This window comes from Bradyrhizobium sp. USDA 3364 (assembly GCF_054056355.1).
The window spans coordinates 7656052-7677718 of the sequence record NZ_JBSRYG010000002.1; the positions used below are offsets into that span (position 1 = coordinate 7656052).

Annotated in this window: 19 protein-coding genes and 1 tRNA gene; 6 read left to right on the forward strand and 14 right to left on the reverse strand. The window is 64.8% G+C overall.

Annotation, left to right across the window (positions count from 1 at the left end):
• Positions 1-114: 114 nt before the first annotated feature.
• The 3 genes from rpoB to rplJ form a co-directional block, all read right to left on the reverse strand.
• A complete protein-coding gene (rpoB, locus tag ACVILL_RS36100) occupies positions 115-4233 on the reverse strand; it encodes a DNA-directed RNA polymerase subunit beta (protein ID WP_456733387.1) in 4119 nt (1372 codons plus the stop codon).
• 443 nt (positions 4234-4676) lie between these two features.
• A complete protein-coding gene (gene rplL, locus ACVILL_RS36105) occupies positions 4677-5057 on the reverse strand; it encodes a 50S ribosomal protein L7/L12 (protein ID WP_456733388.1) in 381 nt (126 codons plus the stop codon).
• Positions 5058-5110: 53 nt separating this feature from the next.
• Positions 5111-5629 carry a 50S ribosomal protein L10 gene (rplJ, locus tag ACVILL_RS36110; protein ID WP_028335452.1) on the reverse strand — a complete coding sequence of 173 codons (519 nt, stop codon included), beginning with the start codon at positions 5627-5629 and terminating at the stop codon, positions 5111-5113.
• Positions 5630-6250: 621 nt separating this feature from the next.
• Between rplJ and ACVILL_RS36115 the strand changes: the two genes are divergently transcribed.
• From ACVILL_RS36115 to sigJ, 3 genes are read left to right on the forward strand one after another with little or no spacing between them, the layout of a single operon-like run.
• Positions 6251-6628 (forward strand): hypothetical protein, encoded by a 378-nt coding sequence (locus ACVILL_RS36115; RefSeq protein ID WP_456733389.1) that lies wholly within the window; start codon positions 6251-6253, stop codon positions 6626-6628.
• Positions 6621-7166, forward strand: a complete 546-nt coding sequence (locus ACVILL_RS36120) for a hypothetical protein (protein WP_456733390.1) — start codon at positions 6621-6623, stop codon at positions 7164-7166. The genes ACVILL_RS36115 and ACVILL_RS36120 overlap by 8 nt, the downstream gene beginning before the upstream one ends.
• Positions 7144-8028, forward strand: coding sequence for an RNA polymerase sigma factor SigJ (sigJ, locus tag ACVILL_RS36125; RefSeq protein WP_456733391.1), 885 nt, complete (start codon positions 7144-7146; stop codon positions 8026-8028). Before ACVILL_RS36120 ends, sigJ begins: the two co-directional genes overlap by 23 nt.
• 8 nt (positions 8029-8036) lie before the next feature.
• Here sigJ and ACVILL_RS36130 read toward each other — a convergent pair whose 3' ends face one another.
• From ACVILL_RS36130 to ACVILL_RS36160, 7 genes are all read right to left on the reverse strand, one after another.
• On the reverse strand, positions 8037-8990 hold the full coding sequence (locus ACVILL_RS36130) for a 2-hydroxyacid dehydrogenase (RefSeq protein ID WP_456733392.1): 954 nt from the start codon (positions 8988-8990) through the stop codon (positions 8037-8039).
• A gap of 98 nt (positions 8991-9088) precedes the next feature.
• Positions 9089-9781, reverse strand: a complete 693-nt coding sequence (rplA, locus tag ACVILL_RS36135) for a 50S ribosomal protein L1 (protein WP_456733393.1) — start codon at positions 9779-9781, stop codon at positions 9089-9091.
• 6 nt (positions 9782-9787) lie between these two features.
• The gene (gene rplK / locus ACVILL_RS36140) at positions 9788-10216 is read right to left on the reverse strand and encodes a 50S ribosomal protein L11 (protein WP_066499365.1); all 429 of its coding nucleotides are present in this window, start codon (positions 10214-10216) and stop codon (positions 9788-9790) included.
• Positions 10217-10344: 128 nt separating this feature from the next.
• Positions 10345-10878, reverse strand: a complete 534-nt coding sequence (gene nusG, locus ACVILL_RS36145; RefSeq protein WP_050625731.1) for a transcription termination/antitermination protein NusG — start codon at positions 10876-10878, stop codon at positions 10345-10347.
• A 20-nt stretch (positions 10879-10898) separates the two neighbouring features.
• Positions 10899-11090: a preprotein translocase subunit SecE gene (gene secE, locus ACVILL_RS36150; protein ID WP_016840554.1), complete on the reverse strand. Its 192-nt coding sequence runs from the start codon at positions 11088-11090 to the stop codon at positions 10899-10901.
• 382 nt (positions 11091-11472) lie between these two features.
• On the reverse strand, positions 11473-12738 hold the full coding sequence (locus ACVILL_RS36155; protein WP_456733394.1) for an ATP-binding protein: 1266 nt from the start codon (positions 12736-12738) through the stop codon (positions 11473-11475).
• Positions 12739-12809: 71 nt separating this feature from the next.
• Positions 12810-13556: a response regulator gene (locus ACVILL_RS36160; RefSeq protein WP_456733395.1), complete on the reverse strand. Its 747-nt coding sequence runs from the start codon at positions 13554-13556 to the stop codon at positions 12810-12812.
• A 206-nt stretch (positions 13557-13762) separates the two neighbouring features.
• Between ACVILL_RS36160 and ACVILL_RS36165 the strand changes: the two genes are divergently transcribed.
• Positions 13763-14671, forward strand: coding sequence for a DUF3313 domain-containing protein (locus tag ACVILL_RS36165; protein WP_456733396.1), 909 nt, complete (start codon positions 13763-13765; stop codon positions 14669-14671).
• A gap of 5 nt (positions 14672-14676) precedes the next feature.
• On the opposite strand, the gene ACVILL_RS36170 is transcribed toward ACVILL_RS36165, so the two are convergent.
• The 3 genes from ACVILL_RS36170 to ACVILL_RS36180 all read right to left on the reverse strand — a co-directional run bounded on the left by ACVILL_RS36170 (position 14677) and on the right by ACVILL_RS36180 (position 18643).
• The gene (locus ACVILL_RS36170) at positions 14677-16290 is read right to left on the reverse strand and encodes an acyl-CoA synthetase (protein WP_456733397.1); all 1614 of its coding nucleotides are present in this window, start codon (positions 16288-16290) and stop codon (positions 14677-14679) included.
• 48 nt (positions 16291-16338) lie between these two features.
• A complete protein-coding gene (locus ACVILL_RS36175; protein WP_456733398.1) occupies positions 16339-17103 on the reverse strand; it encodes a FadR/GntR family transcriptional regulator in 765 nt (254 codons plus the stop codon).
• Between the two features lie 223 nt (positions 17104-17326).
• Positions 17327-18643 carry an ISNCY family transposase gene (locus ACVILL_RS36180; RefSeq protein WP_456727712.1) on the reverse strand — a complete coding sequence of 439 codons (1317 nt, stop codon included), beginning with the start codon at positions 18641-18643 and terminating at the stop codon, positions 17327-17329.
• Between the two features lie 190 nt (positions 18644-18833).
• On the opposite strand from ACVILL_RS36180, the gene ACVILL_RS36185 reads away from it, so the two are divergent.
• Positions 18834-20039, forward strand: coding sequence for an ABC transporter substrate-binding protein (locus ACVILL_RS36185; protein WP_456733399.1), 1206 nt, complete (start codon positions 18834-18836; stop codon positions 20037-20039).
• Positions 20040-20103: 64 nt separating this feature from the next.
• On the opposite strand, the gene ACVILL_RS36190 is transcribed toward ACVILL_RS36185, so the two are convergent.
• Positions 20104-20179, reverse strand: a tRNA-Trp gene (locus ACVILL_RS36190).
• A gap of 169 nt (positions 20180-20348) precedes the next feature.
• Here ACVILL_RS36190 and ACVILL_RS36195 point away from each other — a divergent pair.
• Entirely contained in the window at positions 20349-21572 is a 1224-nt protein-coding gene (locus ACVILL_RS36195; RefSeq protein WP_456733400.1) for a serine hydrolase domain-containing protein, read from the forward strand.
• The last annotated feature ends 95 nt before the right edge of the window (positions 21573-21667 follow it).

Consider the following 21667-nt stretch of genomic DNA (forward strand, 5'->3'; position numbering starts at 1 on the left):
TCGAAACTTTTAGTCAGCGCGCGCCCTGCTCAACGTCCGAACGGAGCGCGAAGGCCCGGCGCCTCTACGCGAAGACGCGCTTCGCGCTTTTGGCGCCGGGCATCAATCACAGCGTTACTCGGCCGCTTCCGACGTCGGCGCCGGTCCCACCTTGGAATTGTGCAGGTCGACGTTGAGGCCGAGCGAGCGCATTTCCTTGACCAGCACGTTGAACGATTCCGGAATACCGGCCTCGAAGGTGTCGTCGCCGCGCACGATCGCCTCGTACACCTTGGTACGGCCGGCGACGTCGTCCGACTTCACGGTCAGCATCTCCTGCAGCGTGTAGGCGGCGCCGTAGGCTTCCAGCGCCCAGACCTCCATTTCGCCGAAGCGCTGGCCGCCGAACTGCGCCTTGCCGCCCAGCGGCTGCTGGGTGACGAGCGAGTACGGACCGATCGAACGCGCGTGGATCTTGTCGTCCACGAGATGGTGCAGCTTGAGCATGTAGATGTAGCCCATCGTCACCTTGCGATCGAACGCATCGCCGGTGCGACCGTCATAGACGGTCGACTGGCCGGAGGCGTCGAAGCCCGCGAGCTTCAGCATCTCCTCGATGTCGGCTTCCTTGGCGCCGTCGAACACCGGCGTCGCGATCGGCACGCCGTGGCTCAGGTTGCGGCCAAGCTCCACCAGCTCGTTGTCGTTCAGCGACCTGATGGTTTCATCCTCGCCGTAGATCTTCTTCAGGGTCTCGCGCAGCGGCTTGAGATCCTGCTTCTGATAATAGGCGTCGATGGTCTGGCCGATGCGCTTGCCGAGACCGGCGCAGGCCCAGCCGAGATGGGTCTCGAGGATCTGACCGACGTTCATGCGCGAAGGCACGCCGAGCGGGTTGAGCACGATGTCGGCGTGGGTACCGTCCTCGAGGAACGGCATGTCCTCGATCGGCACGATCTTCGACACCACACCCTTGTTGCCGTGACGGCCGGCCATCTTGTCGCCGGGCTGGATCTTGCGCTTCACCGCGACGAAGACCTTGACCATCTTCATCACGCCGGGCGGCAGCTCGTCGCCACGCTGCAGCTTCTCGACCTTGTCGAGGAAGCGCTGCTCGAGACCCTTCTTCGACTCGTCGTACTGCTTCCGCATGGCCTCGATCTCGGCCATCAGCTTGTCGTTCGGCGAGGCGAACAGCCACCACTGCGACTTCGGATACTCGTCGAGCACCGCGCGGGTGATCTTGGTATCCTTCTTGAAGCCCTTCGGACCCGCGATGCCCTGGCGGTTCTCCAGGAGCTCGGCGAGGCGGTTGTAGACGTTGCGGTCCAGGATCGCCTGCTCGTCGTCGCGGTCCTTGGCCAGGCGCTCGATCTCCTCGCGCTCGATCGCCAGAGCACGCTCGTCCTTGTCGACGCCGTGGCGGTTGAACACGCGGACTTCCACGATGGTGCCCTGCACGCCCGGAGGCACGCGCAGCGAGGTATCGCGGACGTCGGAGGCCTTCTCGCCGAAGATGGCGCGCAGCAGCTTCTCTTCCGGCGTCATCGGGCTCTCGCCCTTCGGCGTGATCTTGCCGACCAGGATGTCGCCGGCGCGGACTTCCGCGCCGATGTAGACGATACCGGCTTCGTCGAGGTTCTTCAGCGCTTCTTCCGACACGTTCGGAATGTCGCGGGTGATTTCCTCAGGGCCAAGCTTGGTGTCGCGGGCCATCACCTCGAACTCCTCGATGTGAATCGAGGTGAAGACGTCGTCCTTCACGATCCGCTCGGAGAGCAGGATCGAGTCTTCGAAGTTGTAGCCGTTCCACGGCATGAACGCGACCAGCACGTTGCGGCCGAGCGCGAGCTCGCCGAGATCGGTCGACGGGCCGTCGGCGATGATGTCGCCCTTCTTGACGATGTCGCCGACCTTCACCAGCGGACGCTGGTTGATGCAGGTCGACTGGTTCGAGCGCTGGTACTTCATCAGCCGGTAGATATCGACGCCCGACTTGGTCGGATCGAGATCCTCGGTGGCGCGGATCACGACGCGGGTGGCGTCGATCTGATCGATCACGCCCGAGCGGCGCGCGGCGATCGCCGCGCCCGAGTCACGGGCGACCACGCCCTCCATGCCGGTGCCGACGAACGGCGCCTCGGCGCGAACCAGCGGCACCGCCTGGCGCTGCATGTTCGAGCCCATCAGCGCGCGGTTGGCGTCGTCGTTCTCGAGGAACGGGATCAGCGCCGCGGCGACCGAGACCAGCTGCTTCGGCGACACGTCCATGTAGTCGACCTTGTCCGGCGTCACCGGCAGCACTTCGCCGGCGTGACGGCAGACCACCAGATCGTCGGTGAAGCGGCCCTTGGCATCGAGCGGCACGTTGGCCTGGGCGACGCGGTAGCGGCCCTCTTCCATCGCCGACAGGTAGACCACCTCATCGGTGACCCGGCCGTCCTTGATCTTGCGATAGGGCGTCTCGACGAAGCCGTACTTGTTGACGCGCGCGAACGTCGCCAGCGAGTTGATCAGGCCGATGTTCGGACCTTCCGGCGTTTCGATCGGGCAGATGCGGCCGTAATGCGTCGGATGCACGTCGCGGACTTCGAAGCCGGCGCGCTCGCGCGTCAGACCGCCCGGGCCAAGCGCCGACAGGCGCCGCTTGTGGGTGATCTCCGACAGCGGGTTGGTCTGGTCCATGAACTGCGAGAGCTGCGAGGAACCGAAGAACTCGCGCACCGCGGCGGCGGCGGGCTTGGCGTTGATCAGGTCCTGCGGCATCACGGTGTCGATATCGACGCTCGACATGCGCTCCTTGATGGCGCGCTCCATGCGGAGCAGGCCGATCCGGTACTGGTTCTCCATGAGCTCGCCGACCGAGCGCACCCGGCGGTTGCCGAGGTGGTCGATGTCGTCGATCTCGCCCTTGCCGTCGCGCAGGTCGACCAGCGTCTTGATGACCGCCAGGATGTCTTCCTTGCGCAGCGTGCGATGGGTGTCGGGCGCATCGAGCTCGAGGCGCATGTTCATCTTGACGCGGCCGACCGCGGAGAGGTCGTAGCGCTCGGCATCGAAGAACAGCGACTGGAACATGGCCTGCGCCGAATCCAGCGTCGGCGGCTCGCCCGGACGCATCACGCGGTAGATGTCGAACAGCGCGTCCTCACGCGTCATGTTCTTGTCCGCCGAGAGCGTGTTGCGGATGTAGGCGCCGACGTTGACGTGGTCGATGTCGAGCAGCGGCAGGTCCTTGTAGCCCTGCTCGTTCAGCACCTTGAGCGACTTCTCGGTGATCTCCTCGCCGGCTTCGGCGTAGATCTCACCGGTCTTCGGGTTGACCAGATCCTCGGCGAGATAGTTGCCGACGAGCTCGTCGTCCGACATGCGCAGCGCCTTGAGGCCCTTCTCCTGCAGTTGGCGGGCCTGGCGCACGGTCAGCTTCTTGCCGGCCTCGAGCACCACCTTGCCGGTGTCGGCGTCGATCAGGTCGTTGACGGTCGAATAGCCGCGGAAGCGGTTGGCGTCGAACGGCACGCGCCATCCGTCCTTGGTCCGCTTGTAGGTGATCTTCTTGTAGAAGGTCGACAGGATCTGCTCGCCGTCGAGACCGAGCGCGTACATCAGCGAGGTCACGGGCAGCTTGCGGCGGCGGTCGATGCGCGCGAACACGATGTCCTTGGCGTCGAATTCGATGTCGAGCCAGGAACCGCGATACGGAATCACGCGCGCGGCAAACAACAGCTTGCCGGACGAATGGGTCTTGCCCTTGTCGTGGTCGAAGAACACGCCGGGCGAACGGTGCATCTGCGAGACGATGACGCGCTCGGTGCCGTTGACGACGAAGGTGCCGTTCATCGTCATGAGCGGGATGTCGCCCATGTAGACGTCCTGCTCCTTGATGTCCTTCACCGACTTGGCGCCGGTTTCCTCGTCGATATCGAACACGATGAGGCGCAGCGTCACCTTGAGCGGCGCAGCGAAGGTCATGCCGCGCTGGCGGCACTCGTCGACGTCATATTTCGGCTGCTCGAACTCGTAGCGCACGAATTCAAGCATCGAGGTGCCGGAGAAATCCGAGATCGGGAACACCGAGCGGAACACCGCCTGCAGACCCTCGTCGAGGCGGCCTCCGGCCGGCTCGTCGACCATCAGGAACTGGTCATAAGACGCCTTCTGAACCTCGATGAGGTTCGGCATCTCGGCAACTTCCTTGATGTGACCGAAAAACTTGCGTACGCGTTTGCGACCGGTGAATGTCTGCTGCGCCATCGTGGCCTCTCATTTTCGTCGCCTTTGTGGGGCGAACCTTCCGGGACGCGACTGCCATCGGCCCCGGGTTGAATTTCGAATCGTCCCGAAGGAACGAAGCGCAAAGTCAGGAATTAAATCCCCGGCCCGGCCCCGATTGCCTCCAAAACGCAAAACGACGCGCGGGGCGCATCACTGCACCCGCTCGTCCAAACGCTCCGCTCTACGGACTGAAAAAGCCCCGAAATCTGACTGTCTCCCAACGGCTTCCGCCGGGTGCCCTGCCGCCCCCGCCGCCTACCGTGTTTTTCCGCTGCCAACCCGATATGGGACGGCAATAAAGGAGATTCGAGGGTTAAGTCCACGGATCCCCACACTTTTTTGTGTCCGGCGCGTTACGCGACAATCTGTCGCACGCCGTGTGCATGGCCCGGGAGCGCCGCGTGGCGCTCCCGGATCGCGCATTACTTGAGCTCGACCTTGGCGCCAGCCTTCTCGAGCTGGGCCTTGAGCTTGTCGGCTTCGTCCTTGTTGACGCCTTCCTTGACGGGCTTCGGAGCGCCTTCGACGAGGTCCTTGGCTTCCTTCAGGCCCAGGCCGGTGATGGCGCGGACTTCCTTGATGACTTCGATCTTCTTGTCGCCGGCGGCAGCCAGCACGACGGTGAAGTCGGTCTTCTCTTCAGCCGGAGCAGCGGCACCGCCACCACCAGCAGCCGGGCCGGCCACCGCAACGGCGGCAGCGGCGGACACGCCCCACTTTTCTTCGAGGAGCTTGGCGAGTTCGGCCGCTTCGAGCACGGTCAGGCTCGAGAGGTCGTCGACGATTTTCTGCAAGTCAGCCATTGATCTGTTTCCTTAAACGTTTGGTTCGAACCAGGTTTGAGATTAGCGAAGGGTCAGGCCGCTTCGCCCTTAGAGGCATGAGCCTGAATGACGCGTGCGAGCTTGGCCGCGGGCGCGTTGGACAGCTGAGCAAGCTTGGTCGCCGGCGCCACGAGGAGGCCAACGATCTTGCCGCGCAGTTCGTCGAGCGACGGCAGTGAGGCAAGCGCCTTCACGCTGTCGACATTCAGGACGGTTTTACCCATCGAACCGCCGAGGATGACGAACTTCTCGTTCGCTTTGGCGAATTCGATGGCAACCTTTGGCGCCGCAACCGGATCGTTCGAAGTAGCGATCACGGTCGGTCCCTTCAGCAGGGAGCCGATGGCAGCGACGTCAGTGCCTTCAAGAGCAATTTTGGCGAGACGGTTCTTCGAGACCTTCACCGACGCGCCCGCCTGCTTCATCTGCATGCGCAGCTTCTGCATCTGGGCCACGGTGAGGCCGGAATAGTGAGCAACGATCGCAACCGACGTGGTCTTGAAGACCTCGTTAAGTTGCTCGACCGACTCTTTTTTTGCCGCTCGTTCCACAGCAAGCTCTTTCCGGTTGGCGGCCTTTCCGCGAAGGCAGGACCGCCGGGTTGCACCCATCGTCCCGCCCTAAACCTGATCCGTCGGGCGCAAGGCCCTTCGGACATGCCGGGCAAGACGACATCTAGAAGCCTGCCCTCCCAGAGCCTTGCGGCCATGGGCTGTCGAGGTTCGAACCAAACCAGCCTCGCAAGCCGCGAACAGTCCGCAGCGTGGAGTGCAAAATCCGGTCTTCACCCGTCTATGCAGGCCATGCGATTAAGCCGTTGAAAACACGAAGTTCTCGCGGGCGCCTGCAGTCTTGGACAGGATCGAGGCACTTCAGCATGCTGAAGGCCCCTGCTCTCACTCCGTTCAGAGGCGACGGGTCCCCTTCCTTTCGAGCATCCTTGCGGGCATGCGGAAAGGAATGATCTCCTATCATCTCAGGTTTTCGGAATGCGAGCACGGACATGCCAGCAAGTGCCAGCACGCCCGGAAGGCGCTATGTAGCTGGTCCTGCCTCACTTGCCAAGAGCAAATTTCAGACCAATTCGGTGACCGGCCGAAGCCTGCAAAAAATTTCTCGCGAGCGCACGTCACGCGACGGCCGCGTCGCTCGTCTGGGCGCTGGAGGCTCGCATGAAACGATGGATTGCAGGAATTCTCGGTCTATTCAACCTCGGCAACGGGCTGTTGATGCTCACAGCCGGTTCCATCTGGTGGTCACTGGTTCCCGGTGCCGCCGATACCGGGCCATTCAACCCGCACTTCGTCGAGGACGTCGGCATTGCCTTCATGGCGGCGGGGCTCGGCCTGCTGGCGCGAGCCTTGCGGCCGGCCTGGTGGCCCGCGGCGATCGCGGGTGCCGCGTTTCTGGCCAGCCACGCCCTGCTGCATCTCTTGATGATCGCCGGCGGCCATAACCGCCACGCCGCATCGGACCTGGTCGCGGTCATCCTGCCCGCGGCGCTCGCGCTTTATTCCGCCCTGCCCAGTCAAGGAGAACAACATGCGTAGTTTCATCGCGCGCAGCATGCTGCGCGCCTACTCCAGGCGCTACGGTTACGACACCAGTTATCTCGAGATGATGTTGAAAGAGTCTCCCGCAACCTTCTTCAAGTTCGCAGGCGCGATGAAGGCGGCCGCCTGCCGCGAGGTCGCACCGGTCGAGGCCTTCTACGCCGCCAAGCTGACCGGCGCGCTGGCGGAAGATTGCGGTCCCTGCGCGCAACTGGTCGCCGACATGGCGGTCGAGGCCGGAATGGCGGAGCAGCAGGTCGCGGCGGTGCTACGGCGCGATGTTGCCGCGATGACCGCGGACACCGCGCTCGGCTTCCACTTCGCCGACGCGGTTCTGCAGCGCTCGGCCGACGATGATGCCTGCCGCGACGCGGTTCGCGCACGCTGGGGCGAAAAAGGCGTGATCGACCTCGCCATGGCCCTACAAATCGGCCGCATCTTCCCCATGATCAAGCTGGCGCTGGGATATGCCAGGGAGTGTCGCCGCGTGACCGTGGCCGGCCATCAGATCGATGTCATCAAGCAGGCCGCCTGAGAGCGACCCGCTGGGGCCGTATCGGGCGCGGCTGACCGGGCTCGCCTACCGCATGCTCGGCAGCCGCGGCGACGCTGACGACGTGGTGCAGGACGCCTATCTGCGCTTCGCCGCAGCCGACGACGTGCGCAATCCCGAGGCGTTCCTGGTCACGGTCGTGACCCGGCTCTGCCTCGACCGGCTGAAGAGCGCCCGCGCCCAGCGCGAGCTCTATGTTGGCGCCTGGCTGCCCGAGCCGGTCTTCGACGAGAGCCTGTCGGCCGAGGCGGCGACCGAGCTTGCCGACGACCTCTCCTTTGCGCTGATGCTGGTGCTCGACGCATTGACGCCGCTCGAGCGCGCCGCGTTCCTGCTGCACGACGTGTTCGACCGGCCGTTTGCGGAAGTTGCGCGCACGCTTGAGCGCAGCGAAGCGGCCTGCCGGCAGCTTGCCGCCCGCGCCCGCAAATCCGTCCGCGACAGCCGCCCGGCTCTGGTCGAGCCGCCCGAAGGCCATGCGAGGTTGCTGGCGGAGTTCTGCAAGGCTGCCGCCGGCGGCGATGTCTCCGCGCTGACCGAGCTGCTGCGTGAGGACGCCATCGCCATCACCGATGGCGGCGGCCGCAAGCTCGCGGCGCTGAACCCGATCAAGGGGGCCGAGAAGATCGTCCGCTTCGTGATCAGCATTGCCGGCAAGAACGCCGGCAGCGAGGTTCGCATCGAACCGATGATGGTCAATGGCAGCGCCGGCGCGCTGATCTTCCTCGATGGCGAGGTCGACCACACGCTGAGCATGGCGATCGACGGCGAGACCAACCGGATCGCGGCGATCTACGTCGTCCGCAACCCGGACAAGCTGCGCCACGCACCGCGCCCGAACTGAGGATCCGGTCAGGCCGCTGCCACTGGATAGGCGAGCGGTTTGCCGGCAAAGAATGCGTCGAGATTGGCGAACACGCAGTCCTGCATCGCGACGTGCGATTCCAGCGTATGGCCGCCGAGATGCGGCGACAGCACCACGTTCGGCAGCGCGGTCAGCGCATCCGGCGCATGCGGCTCCCTGGCGAAGACGTCGAGGCCGGCACCGGCAATCACGCCCTCGGTCAGCGCCGCGACCAGCGCGGTTTGATCGATCACCGAGCCGCGCGAAATGTTGACGACGAAGCCGTCGCTGCCGAGCCGGCGCAGGATGTCGGCGTTGATCACATGAGTATTGTCGGCGCCGGCACGGACTGCGATCACCAGCACGCTGCACCAGTCGGCGAGCGCCTCGAGGCTCGGCAGGTACTGATATGGCAGGTCGTATCTGGTGCGGCTGAAATAGCCGACCTCGGTTTCGAACGCGGCAACGCGGCTCGCGATCTTGCGGCCGATCTCGCCCATGCCGTAGACGCCGACCTTGCGGCCGCGCATGCCGGCCTGCGGCCGCATCATCGGTGACGGTTTTGCTCCGGCCCAGTCGCCGCTCCGGACATAATTGTCGGCCACCAGCAGGCGCCGTACCGACGCCAGCATCAAGGTCACCGCCGTGTCGGCAACCGACGCCGCATTGGCGCCCGGACTGTGGCCGACCGCGATGCCGCGCTTGGCGGCAGCGGTGAGATCGACGCCGTCATAGCCGGTGCCGTAGCAGACGATCGCGCCGAGCTTCGGCAGCCTGTCCATCGCATCGGCGCCGAGCGCCGTGCCGCCCGCGGTGATCATGGCGCGGATGGCGGCGAGCTCGGCCGCCGGAAACGCTTCGTCCAGCCGTTTGCCTGCGGCGTTCAACAGCTCATAGCGCTCGCCGAAGCGGATCAGCTGGGCCTTGGGAAAGCGCGAATAGACCAGAACCTTATCGGGCATCGTTATTGTTTCCCACGAGAGGCTTCACGCACAAAAACAGAAGGGCGGAACCGGTTGCCCGATCCCGCCCCTCTTTATCTCGTCACGGCCTTAAGACCTCAGCCGAGGATCGTGCCCGGCTCGACCTTCACGCCCGGGCCCATGGTGGAGGAAACCGCCACGCGCTGGATGTAGGTGCCCTTGGAACCCGCCGGCTTCGCCTTGGAGACCGCGTCGGCCAGCGCCTTGACGTTCTCGACCAGCTTGTCCTCGGAGAACGAGGCCTTGCCGATGCCGGCCTGCACGATGCCGGCCTTCTCGACGCGGAACTCGACCGAACCGCCCTTGGCGCCCTTCACGGCGCTGGTGACGTCCATGGTCACGGTGCCGATCTTCGGGTTCGGCATCATGCCGCGCGGACCGAGCACCTTACCGAGGCGGCCGACCAGCGGCATCATGTCGGGGGTGGCGATGCAGCGGTCGAAATCGATCGCACCGCCCTGCACCTTCTCGACCAGGTCTTCAGCACCGACGACGTCGGCACCGGCGGCCTTGGCTTCCTCGGCCTTGGCGCCGCGCGCGAACACGCCGACGCGCAGCGTGCGGCCGGTGCCGTTCGGCAGGTTGACGACGCCGCGGACCATCTGGTCGGCGTGGCGCGGGTCGACGCCGAGATTGATCGCGATCTCGATCGTCTCGTCGAACTTCGACTTGGCGCGCTCCTTGACCATCTTGATGGCGTCCGCGAGCGGATAGAGGTGCTCGCGATCGACGCCCTCGCGGGCCTTCTTCAAACGCTTTCCGATTGCCATGGCCCGTTACCCCGCAACTTCCAGACCCATCGAACGGGCAGAGCCCTCGACCATCTTCATGGCCGATTCAATGGTGTCGCAATTCAAGTCCTTCATCTTCTTCTCGGCGATCTCGCGCACCTGCGCCTTGGTCACCTGGCCGGCCTTGTCGCGGCCCGGCGCCTTCGAGCCGGACTGGATCTTGGCAGCCTGCTTGAGGAAGAACGACATCGGGGGGGTCTTCATCTCGAAGGTGAACGAACGATCTGCGTAGATCGTGATCACCACCGGGATCGGGGTGTTCTTCTCTTCCTTCTGGGTCTGCGCGTTGAACGCCTTGCAGAACTCCATGATGTTGAGACCGCGCTGACCAAGCGCGGGACCGATCGGGGGCGAAGGATTCGCCGCGCCGGCCGGGACCTGAAGCTTCAGGTATCCGGTCACTTTCTTTGCCATTTATCACTCCTGTTGTGCCGGACGGTGCCGGCGGTTTCAGGTTCCGTGGTTCGGTTGAAGGGGCTGGCGACCGCCTCCTCCCTCCCACGGCCTCACTTGACGCGGGGGATATACCCCGCGTCGTCCGGTCAGACCACCTTTTCGACCTGACCGAATTCCAGTTCCACGGGGGTCGCGCGGCCGAAGATCGACACCGCGACCTTCACGCGCGAGCGCGCCTCGTCGATTTCTTCCACCACGCCGGAGAACGAGGCGAACGGGCCGTCGGCCACGCGCACGTTCTCGCCGATTTCGAACGACACCGACGCCTTCGGACGCTCCACGCCCTCCTGCACCTGGTGCAGGATCCGCATCGCCTCGTTTTCCGAGATCGGCATCGGCTTGTTTTCCGCGCCGAGGAAGCCGGTCACCTTCGGGGTGTTCTTGATCAGATGGAACGCCTCGTCGGTCAGCTTCATCTTCACCAGCACGTAGCCCGGGAAGAACTTGCGCTCGGCGTCGATCTTGCGGCCGCGGCGCACTTCGGTGACCTTCTCGGTCGGCACCAGCACTTGCTCGAACAGCTCTTCCAGGCCGCGCTGCTTGGCCTGCTCGCGGATCGATTCCGCGACCTTCTTCTCGAAGTTCGAATAGGCGTGGACGATGTACCAGCGCTTGTCCATCAATTGAGTTCCCATGCTCATCAGTGGATGCCCAGTATCAGGGTGATGAGGTAGCGGATGATCTGATCCGCGGCGAAGAAGAAGATCGAGGCCAGCGCCACCATCACGAACACCATGATGGTGGTGATGGTCGTCTCGCGGCGCGTCGGCCAGGTGACCTTGGCGGTCTCCGAGCGCACTTCCTGCAGGAATTTGAACGGGCTGAAAGCCATCGTGAGATCCGCGTCCGTCTCCGGACGATTGCAACGTTTCAAGGAAACCGAACAGCCGACCTTGCGGACCCAGCCCTCGTTTGGAAGGTTGAGCCGATAAACGAGCTCGAATGTTCGGGGAATTAGGCCGCGCCGGATATCCGCCATCAAAGCGGGCCGGCTGCGAGTGTCGGGTATCTACTGCGAGAGCGGCCAAACGTCAAGGTCGGCGCCGTCGCGCCCCGCCCCGGCCCGGCCGGAACGGGCCACCTGAAATCAAGGACTTAGCCAAGGATACGGGCGAAAGCCGAGGCAAGCTAAACCCGAGCCTTTACGGCGATGGGGGTTAATTGGCCATCGGCGCCGGAAGCCCCGCAGGTCGCTCGTTGCCGCGCCGCCCCGCCTAGGCCAGCGCGGGCTGCGGCGGGAGCAGCATCGAGACCCGCAATCCGCCCGGCTCCCCCGCACTCAACTCGATGCGTCCCCCATGGCGCTTGGCAATATCCTGCGCAATCGACAGCCCCAATCCGAAGCCGCCGCTATCCTGCCGCGCGCTGTCGGCCTTGAAGAAGGGCTCGAACACCTTGTCGCGCAGCGCCAGCGGGATGCCGGGTCCGTCGTCTACCACCTCGATCGCAATGTGATCGGACGCCGCTGGCCGCAGCGCCACCGTGATCGTGCTGCCATGCTTGACCGCGTTCTCCACGATATTGGTGACGGCACGCGACAGCGCGCGAGGCCGGCAGGCGTAAGGCAACCGCGCCGGCCCGGCATAGGAAACCGCGTGGCCCGTATCGGCGAACTCTGAACAGATGGTCTGCAGGAAGCTCGGCAGGTCGATGCACGAGGCCGCCTCCGAGCGCGCATCCTCGCGAAGATACTCCAGCGTCTCGTTGATCATGCGCGTCATCTTGGCGATATCGCCCAGCATCGCCGGGCGCAGGGTGTCGTCGCCGACGCGCTCGGAGCGCAAGCGGAGCCGCGTCAGCGGTGTCCGCAGGTCATGGCTGATGGCAGCCAGCATGCGGGTGCGGTCGTCGAGCAACGCAGCGATGCGGGTGCGCATGTCGTTCAGCGCGTCGGCGACCTGGGCGATTTCGAGCGGACCGCGCCGGCGCAGCACCTCGGGAGCCCGCGGCGAGCGGCCGAACGAAGTCGCGGCCCGCGCGACGTCCGCCAGCGGTGCGATCATCCAGCGCACCGCATAGACCGACAGCAACAGCATGGAGATCAGCACGATGATCGCGCCGGCGGCCGCCGGGCGGAGCACAAAGGACCAGAAGCCTCCCTTGACCACAACGTCGGCCATCAATGCATGGCCGTCGTCGAGCTTCACGACCACCTGTGACGACGAGCCTGCCGGATGGCGGAGCTCCTCCAGCAACTCGATTCCAGGCTCGGCCGCCAGCTGCCGATACCCTCTCATGGAAAACGTTCGCATCTCTCCGGCCGTTCGGGGCACGAGTTCGCCAAGGGCGACGCGCCTGACGTCGAGACCGCCGCGCCTGGCTGCCGCCAGCAGTTCATCCGCATCGGTTGGCGTCTTCGCAAAACGCAGAAGTTGCGTGAGCTCCGCGACCCGGCCCGCAACAAACTTCTGTGTGTCATTGATCGAGGGAGAATCGAACAAAAGGATGATGATCGCAGCGGCGAGCGTGATGCCGATCAACTCCGAGAGCGCGACGAGGCTTATGAGTTGCGCGGCGATGCTGCGCGGCATCAGCCGCTGCGCCCATCCCATCAGATCTGCTCGACCGCAGGCGTGAACAAGTAGCCGCCGAGCCGCACCGTCTTGATCATCGAGCGGTCCTTTGGATCCGGCTCGATCTTCTGCCTGATGCGGCTGATATGGACGTCGACGCTGCGCTCGACCGATGCGATCAGGCCGCCGAAGGCCTGCTCGATCAGTTGCTCGCGCGACAGCACCTGTCCCGGATTGCGGCAGAATGCCAGCAGCAGATCGAACTCGGCCCCGGTCAGCGTGATGCGGACACCTGCGGGATCATGCAGTTCGCGGGTGGTGGGATTGATCCGCCAGCCGGCGAAGGTCAAAGGGCGCGGCCGGGAGCGCGACGCAGCGCCGCTCTCGACCCGGCGCAACAGCGCGCGGATGCGGGCCACCAGCTCGCGCGAATTGAACGGCTTGGTGACATAGTCGTCGGCGCCGAGCTCGAGGCCGAGGATACGGTCGATGTCCTCGCCGCGCGCGGTGACCATGATGATCGGAATCGACGACGACATGCGCAGGCGCCGGCAGATGCTCAGTCCATCCTCGCCCGGCAGCATCACGTCGAGCACGATGACGTCAAAACTTTCGCGCTTGAGCAGCGCATCCATCTCCACGGCAGAGCCGACCAGCACCGGCCTGAAGCCGCTATCGTCAAGCACCTCGGCCAGCATGCGCGCGATATCGCCATCGTCCTCGACGCAGAGGATGCGCGCGTTGGTGACGGGGAAAGCCACGAGGTCGTATTCCAGGATTTGCATCACGGCATTTTAGAGGCGTCTGCCGCGGATGCGCAGCGTGCAAATATAGCGTTTTGTTAAGCGTGCGCGGCCAAATGCGGCACAAATAGGTCGCACGGTTTCGCGCGCTACATCTGACTTAATATCTCTTAATCCCGATCTCGGCGGCCCCGCTCTATCGTTGGGACGCGATCGTTCTCGGGGTGAGCGGTCGTTCGAGGGCTGACATGAAAGTGGAGTTTCGACCCGGCGCTGCGGCAGATGCGCAGAGCACGGGACGGGCATGGCGTGATAGCCGGTGCAACCGGTCATGCTCGCTTGCCGGAGCTGTGGTCGCGGTCACGTTGCTGTCGGGTTGTGCCAGCGCGCCGTTGACCAGAGGTGGATCACTGGCCTCCTATGACAACCTGACGCGGTCCGACGGGCTGCTGGCGAAATCGCTGGTGCGCGTCAACAAGGACGACGTGCTTGCCGCGAAGACGGTACGGATCGTACCGACGACCTTCCCCCAAGCAGCGTCGCCGACGCTGTCGCAAGAGCAGCGAAGTCTGGTGGCAAATGCGATCAACCGTTCGCTCTGCATGGGCCTGAGCGAGCGGCTTCAGGTCGTCGGCTCCGATCAGCCCGCGGACCTGACCGCGCATGCGCTCGTCACCCAGGCGGCGCCGACCGACGAAGTCGCCGCGGGCGCCTCCAAGGTGGTCGGCATCCTGCCGACCGCGCTCGGCGCCGGTGCCCCCGTACCGGTGCCGCGCTTGCCGATCGGGCTCGGCAGCCTGACCGTCGAAGCCGAGGTGCGCGATCCGGCCAGCCGCCAGCAGGCGGCGATGGTGTGGGCCCGCGGCGCGAATTCATTCACCAACTCGCCGATGGTCTCCAGCGCCGGCGACCCGTACGATCTCGCCGCCTCCTTCAGCGACGACTTCAGCAAGCTTGTCGTCACCGGCAGCACACCGTTCGGAAAGGCGCCGGAGTTGCCATCGTTCGACAAGATGGCGGCGTCGCTTGGCGGCAAGCCGAAATATGCAGCCTGCGAGGCGTTCGGCCGCAGTCCCGGCCTGGTCGGCATGGCTGCCGGCAGGCTTGGCTTGCCGCCGGAATGGTCGGACAAGGCGCCGGCGGCAGCCGGTCAATAGCTGGCCTAGCCAGCAAAGCTCTTTTGCACCGCCTGATCCAGCGTGGCGCCGCCGACATAGCGCTGCCGCAGCTCGCGCTTGAGCAGCTTGCCGCTCGGGTTCTTCGGCAGGCTGTCGACGAAAATCACGCGCTTCGGCACCTTGAAATGGGCCATCGACGCCGCACAATGCCTGATGACGGCGTCGGCATCGAGGCTCTCGCCGGCCTTGACCACGACGATCGCCGTCACCGCCTCGATCCAGCGCGGATCGGGCAGCCCGACCACCGCGACCTCGGACACCGCCGGCAGCCGGTAGATCATCTCCTCGACCTCGCGGCTCGCGACATTCTCGCCGCCGCTCTTGATCATGTCCTTCACGCGGTCGACGACGGTGATGTAGCCGTCGACATCGACAACAGCGAGATCGCCGGAATGAAACCAGCCGCCGGCAAACGCGGCCGCGGTCTTGACCGGATCGTTGTAGTAGCCGGACAACAGATGCGGCGAGCGATGCACGATCTCGCCGACCTCCCCGACCCCAACGTCGGTCATGTCGGGCTTGACCACCCGGGTCTCGACATTGATCGCGGGCTTGCCCGCCGAGCCTGCCTTCGGCAGCTGGTCCTCCGGCGTCAGCACGGTCGCGAGCGGCGCGATCTCGGTCTGGCCGTAGAAGTTCCAGAACTTCACGTCGGGCAGCCGGCGCTGCAATTCGAGCAGCACCTCGACCGGCATGATCGAAGCCCCGTAGTAGCCCTTGCGCAGGGTCGACAAATCGGTGCGATCGAACGCGCCTGAGCGCAGCATCGCGATCCAGATCGTCGGCGGCGCGAAGAACGAGTTGATCTTGTGGGCTGCAATCAGCGCCAGGACGTTGTCGGGCACCGGCTTGCCGGTAACGAGACTGGTGGCGCCGAGATAGATCGCGGGCCCGAGGAAGACGTCGAGCTGCGCGCAATGATAGAGCGGCAGCGCGTGCAGCACGGTGTCGTCGGTCGCCATGCCGCCATCGATGATGCAGCTGACATACTGCCACATCACGGCCTCATGGGTGAGGATCGCGCCCTTCGGCAGCGACTCCGTGCCGCTGGTGTAGATGATCTGCGCGGGATCGCGGCTGTCGACCGAGGCGTCCGGCGCCGAGGCGTCGCTATGCAGCAGGCTGTCGAACGTGGTGATGCCGTCGGGCGCGGTGGCCGGATCCTCGCTCGGCAGCCAGATCAGGGTCTCGACCGCCGAGTCCTTGGCCGCAGCGTCATGTGCGGTCTCCACGAAATCGGGGCCGACCGCGAGCAGCTTCGCGCCGGAATTGGCGAGGATGAAGTTGATCTCGTCCGGATTGAGCATGAAGTTGATCGGCACCAGGATCGCGCCGATCCGCCCCACCGCGAAGCGCAGCGCGGCGAAGCCGTGCGAGTTGCGCGACAGCACCGCGACGCGGTCGCCCTTCGCAACGCCAAGGCCAAGCAAGCCGCGCCCGAGCCGGTTGCAGATCGCGTCCATCTCCGCGAAGCTCCAGCTCACCTCGCCGCAGATCAGCGCGGTCTTGGCTGGATAGCGCTTGGCCGACCGGCGCAACAGGTCGCCGATGCTGTGCTCGCGGGCGCGCTGGATGGTCGCTGCGATGTTGTCGCTCATGAAGTCCCTCCCGAATGTGCTTTTTGTCTGTCTTCGCCGCTCCGTCCCCTATTGGCGGGCGGCGTAGGCGTGTTCCATGTAGGTGTGCTCGACCGAGCGATCGAGCGAGGCGATCTTCTCGAAGCCGCGCCGCCAGTCCTGCAGATGCCGCCGCGTCCACAGCACGCCGGCTTCCCTGTCGCGCCGCTTGATCGCATTGAGGATGTGGCGATGCGCCTCGACGAGGCGCGCGCCGCCCTCGGGCACGCCGCCGACGATCATCTCGGTGGTCGGAAAGAACAGTTGCGCGGCGGGCTCGCGGGCGAGTTGCAGCACGCGGTTCTGCGAGGCCTTGGCCATCAGCACGTGGAATTCCGCGTCGAGCTCGGCGAGCCCGGCAGGATTGCCGACGACATCAGCGCTGCGCACGACATTGTCGGCAAGCTCAGCGACGTTCTCCTCGGTGGCGCGCTCGACCGCACCCTCGACGCTCGCGACCTCCAGCGTCATCGAGGTCTCGAACAATTCGCGGAACGTCACCTCATGCAGGATCAGCGCGCGCGACAGCCGCGTGGCGAGCTTGTTGTAGCGCGGCAGGCAGGCCTGCAGGCGGCGGCTGGAATCGCGGCGGATCAGCCCGCCCTCCTCGAGCACGCGAATGCCTTCGCGCACCGTCGAGCGATTGACGCCGAACTGCGCGACGAGCTGCTGCTCGGTGCCGATCGGCTCGCCCGGCTTGATCCGGCCGTTGATGATCTCGCGTTCGATCGCGTCCGCGACCTTCTGGTAGGCCGGCGCGACATCGATGCGCCGGAACAGCGGCGTGGCAGGCACCCTGAACTCCCGGTTGTCGTTTGTCCGACAAAGTGTAGGTGAAGCCTTTTGGAGCGTCAAATCGACCTTCTACGGCCGGATTGTCGCACCCATCCGGCCAAGAATTGACACCGGAACTGTCCGTAGCGGGTGAAGATGTCGTGTTTTTGTAGCTCGTGATCTGTCGCCTTCGTTTTGGAGTTTTAGGCGCCCCCGGAAGGCGTGGACGGGTGCGCCGAGTTTGTCATGCCATGGATAGAGGGGTCTGGTCAGCCCTGCGGGTCGGTTTCTTTGTTCGATTTGAAGCCCGTTTCTCCGTCCCGACCCGCGCTTTCTCGACGGCGGCGCGCGCAGGAGCGGTCAAGGACGCGCGCTTGCGCGCCCGCCAGGGCTTGTCCTTGACGGCTCCGAGCACGCTGCCAGGCTGAGGCGCGTCGGGGCTGAGCTGCTGTCCGTCAGGCGCAAACCTTGCCAATCGATGCGGGCCAAAGAACACGCTGAGGGTGCCATCGGGATACTCATGCACTCGCACCAAGGCCCTGACGAAGTGAGGCCTGAGCCGGCTCTGCGGCAGCTGCAGCCGCCGACCGTTCCATGCAACGGTATTGTCGTTGGCGACGGTTCGCTCCTCGATCACGCACAGCGCCTCGCGCCAGGCCTCGTGGCGGTCGGCCACGAAGGCGGTGCCTTGCTGTTCGGCCTTGATCGCAAATGCGGCGTTGTGCTCGGCGATGTAATGCGCCTTCAACCACGCATTGGCGGCTTCGACCGTCCTGATCCCGGCGAGCCGCAGCTCCTTTGGCAGGCGGTCCTGCAGCGTACCAAACAGCCGCTCGGAGCGCCCGCGCGCCTGCGGCGAATAGGCCGCAATATGCTCGATCCCAAGATGCGATAAAGCCCGTCCCACCTGGGTTTGTTGCGTCTTCGAGACCTTCTCGCCAGCTTTTGGGGTAAGGAAATAATGGCTGCCGCGATCGGTGTAGAGCGCACAGAACAAGCCACGCTCGCCAATCACTTCGCGCAAGGCCTGGAACGTCGAGGTCGTGCCTTCTTCCTCGACCAGCAGCATCGAGTAGACCTCACTGGTCGCATCGTCCATCGTCACGATCAGGTCCATCGCCGGCAGATCCTCGATCCAGACGTGGCGCGACCCGTCCTGGTGCAACAGCATCCCCGGCAGCGGCCGGCGTGGGCGCTTCTTGCGGTGCGCCGAACGCTTCGGCGCCTTCCGTACCAGGCCCGCCGCCTGCAGGGCGAGCTTCGTCACCGTATAGCCCAGCATATAGTCATGCCGCTTTTGCAGCTGCTCGTGGAAGTGCTTCACCGTGAAGTCCGCGTACTTGTCCCGGAACAGTCCCAGCATCCGCTCCAGTTCTTCCTCTGGAGCCCGCCGCGGCGATCGCCGTCCCATGCGTCGGTCGACCAGCCCCTCATCGCCCTCCGCCTCATAACGCTCCGCCCAGCGTTGGAAGGTCCGAACACTGATCCCGAGAACCTCCGCAGCAGCCTCCTGCGTCAGTTCCCTCGCCTCCGTCCGTTCCAGCAAATCTGAAAACCGCATCCGTCGTACACCCTCGTGAATGGATGCCGTGCCCATCGTGCCCCCCTCGTTCCGGGGCACCGAAAACACGACACTTCACGAGCTACAAACAGGCGACAGATCACGAGCTACTGACAGAATTGACACCGGAACTGGGCAAATCTAGCTTTGTCGGACAAACTGATAAGAACACCTGGGGAGGCACGTCACCATGAAATCCGTCGCCACGAGTCTGTCCGCCGCTGGCCTCTTCGCCGCAGTGCTGGCGGGCCCTGCGCTCGCGCAGCAGACGCCGCTCAAGATCGGCGTGCTGACCGATTTCCAGTCGGTCTATTCGGACATCGGCGGCGCCGGGAATGTCGAAGCCACCAAGATGGCGATCGAGGAGTTCGGCGGGTCGATGTTCGGCAAGCCGATCGAGCTCGTCACCGCCGATCCCCTCAACAAGGCCGACGTCGCCGCCACCATCACCCGCAAATGGTACGAGGCCGAAGGCGTCGACATGATCATCGACATGCCGACCTCGGCGACCGCGCTCGCCGGCATGGAGATGTCGAAGCAGTTCGAGAAGATCATGATCGTGACGGATGCGGCGAGCTCCGACATCACGGGCAAATCCTGCTCGCCCTACACGCTGCACTGGACCTACGACACCTACGCCAACGCCCACACCGTCGGCAGCGCGATCGTGAAGAACGGCGGCGACAGCTGGTTCTTCATCACCGCCGACTATCTGTTCGGCCACTCGATCGAGCGCGATACCGGCGACGTGGTCCGCGCGGCCGGCGGCAAGGTGATCGGCAGCGCCCGGCATCCGCTCAACACGCCGGACTTCTCGTCCTTCCTGCTGCAGGCCCAGGCCTCGAAGGCCAAGATCATCGGCATGGCCAATGGCGGTGCCGACACCATCAACACCATCAAGCAGGCCTCCGAATTCGGCATCGTCGCGGGCGGGCAGAATCTGGCGGGCATCGTGATGTTCATCTCGGACATCCACAGCCTCGGGCTGAAGCTCGCGCAGGGCCTGATCATCACCGAGGCCTACTACTGGGATCTCAACGACCGCACCCGCGCCTTCGGCAAGCGCTTCTTCGAGCGGATGAAGCGAATGCCTACCATGAACCAGGCCGCGACCTACAGCGCCACCCTGCACTACCTCAATGCCGTGAAGGCGGCCAGCACCAAGGAGACCAAGCCGGTGCTGGCGAAGATGCGCTCTACGCCGGTCCGCGACGCCTTCACCGACAATGGCGTGGTGCGCGAGGACGGCCGCATGGTGCACTCGATGTTCCTGTTCGAGGTCAAGAAGCCGGAGGAATCGAAGGCGCCGTGGGATTACTACAAGGTGCTCGCCGAGGTGCCCGGCGACCAGGCGTTCCGGCCGCTCAAGGACGGCGGCTGCCCGCTCGTCAAGTAGCCGAATATGATCATGGCCGGGGTCCAGGACCTCGGCCAACACATTCAAATGATTGGGTAAAAGCTGGCAGGAGTGGCAGGGCTCGAACCTGCGACCCCCGGTTTTGGAGACCGGTGCTCTACCAATTGAGCTACACTCCTGCAGGGAACCCGCGTCGCCGCCGGTTCGCGCCGTTTCAAGCACAGGGCATGGCCGGTTTGCAAGGGCGAAGCAGCGAAGCTTCTGTTCATTGCAAAACTTCTGCGCCAGACTTCCATCATCACCCATGCCGGCGCCCTCGCCGCAAGAATCAAGAACCAGGGAGAGACCATGAACGCCCAGACTGCCACCAAGCACGCCGCCAGCCAGACCACCCCGTCCCTCCCCCTCGCCAAGCCCGAATCGATCGGGCTGTCGAGCGCGCGGCTGCAGGCGTTGTCCGACACCTTCCGCCGCGAGGTCGACAAGGGAACCGCGCCCGGCTTCACGGTGCTGGTGGCGCGGCGCGGCCAGGTCGGCTGGTTCGACGCGATCGGCCGGCAAAGCCCGGCGGCCGCCGCGCCGATGACGCATGACACGATCTTCCGCATCTTCTCGATGACCAAGCCGATTGTCTCGGTCGGCATCATGCAGCTGCTGGAGGACGGCCACTTCCTGCTGAGCGATCCCGTCGCCAAGTTCATCCCCGAATTCGCCGAGACCAAGGTCGGCGTCGAGCGCGACGGCAAGCTCGAGCTGGTCCCCGTGCAGCGGCAGATGACGATCCAGGACCTGCTGCGGCACACGTCGGGTTTGACGTATGACCACACCGGCAACGGCCCGGTGCAGGAGCTCTACAAGCAGTCGCGGCTGCGCAGCCGCAAGATCACCAATGCCGAGCACGCCACCATGCTCGCGGGCATGCCGCTAGTCTGCCAGCCCGGCGCCGAGTGGAACTACAGCCGCTCCACCGACATCCTCGGCCGCATCATCGAGGTCGTCAGCGGCAAGACGCTCGGCGCGTACCTCACCGACCACATCCTCTCCCCGCTACAGATGAACGAGACCGCCTTCCACACTCCCGAAGCCAATGCCGGTCGGCTCGCCGAGGCCTTTGCCAACGATCCCTGGACCAATGAGAAGGTGCAGCTGTTCAACATGCTGGAGAAACCGGCGATGGAATCCGGCGGTGGCGGTCTGGTGTCGACCACGATGGACTATGCCCGCTTCGCGCAAATGCTGCTCAACGGCGGCTCGCTCGACGGCACCAGGATCATCGGCCGCAAGACGCTCGAATTCATGGCCTCGGACCACCTCGGCGCCGGCGTCAAGATCCAGGGTACGCTGGTGTCGCCCGGCCACAGTTTCGGCCTCGGCTTCGCCGTACGCACGCAGCAGGGCATCGCGCCGTTCTCCGGCTCGGTCGGCCAATATTTCTGGAGCGGCATGGCCGGCACGTTCTTCTGGATCGATCCGAGCGAAGACCTGATCACGGTCTTCATGATGCAGGGCCCGGGCCAACGTGAATATACCCGCTCGCTGGTGAGGAACGGGGTTTACGCGGCGGTGGAGTAAGCTGTCATTCCAGGGCAGCCCGCAGGGCTAAACCCGGAATCTTGCGCAACAATGTCGAGATCCCCCGATGTGCAGTTGCACATCTGAGGTTCGCG

What these genes read in the sequence shown, in the direction of transcription:
- rpoB (WP_456733387.1), bottom strand. Translation starts at nt 4,233, where the DNA reads ATGGCGCAGCAGACATTCACCGGTCGCAAACGCGTACGCAAGTTTTTC.
- rplL (WP_456733388.1), bottom strand. Translation starts at nt 5,057, where the DNA reads ATGGCTGACTTGCAGAAAATCGTCGACGACCTCTCGAGCCTGACCGTG.
- ACVILL_RS36115 (WP_456733389.1), top strand. Translation starts at nt 6,251, where the DNA reads ATGAAACGATGGATTGCAGGAATTCTCGGTCTATTCAACCTCGGCAAC.
- ACVILL_RS36120 (WP_456733390.1), top strand. Translation starts at nt 6,621, where the DNA reads ATGCGTAGTTTCATCGCGCGCAGCATGCTGCGCGCCTACTCCAGGCGC.
- sigJ (WP_456733391.1), top strand. Translation starts at nt 7,144, where the DNA reads ATGTCATCAAGCAGGCCGCCTGAGAGCGACCCGCTGGGGCCGTATCGG.
- ACVILL_RS36130 (WP_456733392.1), bottom strand. Translation starts at nt 8,990, where the DNA reads ATGCCCGATAAGGTTCTGGTCTATTCGCGCTTTCCCAAGGCCCAGCTG.
- rplA (WP_456733393.1), bottom strand. Translation starts at nt 9,781, where the DNA reads ATGGCAATCGGAAAGCGTTTGAAGAAGGCCCGCGAGGGCGTCGATCGC.
- rplK (WP_066499365.1), bottom strand. Translation starts at nt 10,216, where the DNA reads ATGGCAAAGAAAGTGACCGGATACCTGAAGCTTCAGGTCCCGGCCGGC.
- nusG (WP_050625731.1), bottom strand. Translation starts at nt 10,878, where the DNA reads ATGGACAAGCGCTGGTACATCGTCCACGCCTATTCGAACTTCGAGAAG.
- secE (WP_016840554.1), bottom strand. Translation starts at nt 11,090, where the DNA reads ATGGCTTTCAGCCCGTTCAAATTCCTGCAGGAAGTGCGCTCGGAGACC.
- ACVILL_RS36160 (WP_456733395.1), bottom strand. Translation starts at nt 13,556, where the DNA reads ATGCAAATCCTGGAATACGACCTCGTGGCTTTCCCCGTCACCAACGCG.
- ACVILL_RS36165 (WP_456733396.1), top strand. Translation starts at nt 13,763, where the DNA reads ATGAAAGTGGAGTTTCGACCCGGCGCTGCGGCAGATGCGCAGAGCACG.
- ACVILL_RS36170 (WP_456733397.1), bottom strand. Translation starts at nt 16,290, where the DNA reads ATGAGCGACAACATCGCAGCGACCATCCAGCGCGCCCGCGAGCACAGC.
- ACVILL_RS36180 (WP_456727712.1), bottom strand. Translation starts at nt 18,643, where the DNA reads ATGCGGTTTTCAGATTTGCTGGAACGGACGGAGGCGAGGGAACTGACG.
- ACVILL_RS36185 (WP_456733399.1), top strand. Translation starts at nt 18,834, where the DNA reads ATGAAATCCGTCGCCACGAGTCTGTCCGCCGCTGGCCTCTTCGCCGCA.
- ACVILL_RS36195 (WP_456733400.1), top strand. Translation starts at nt 20,349, where the DNA reads ATGAACGCCCAGACTGCCACCAAGCACGCCGCCAGCCAGACCACCCCG.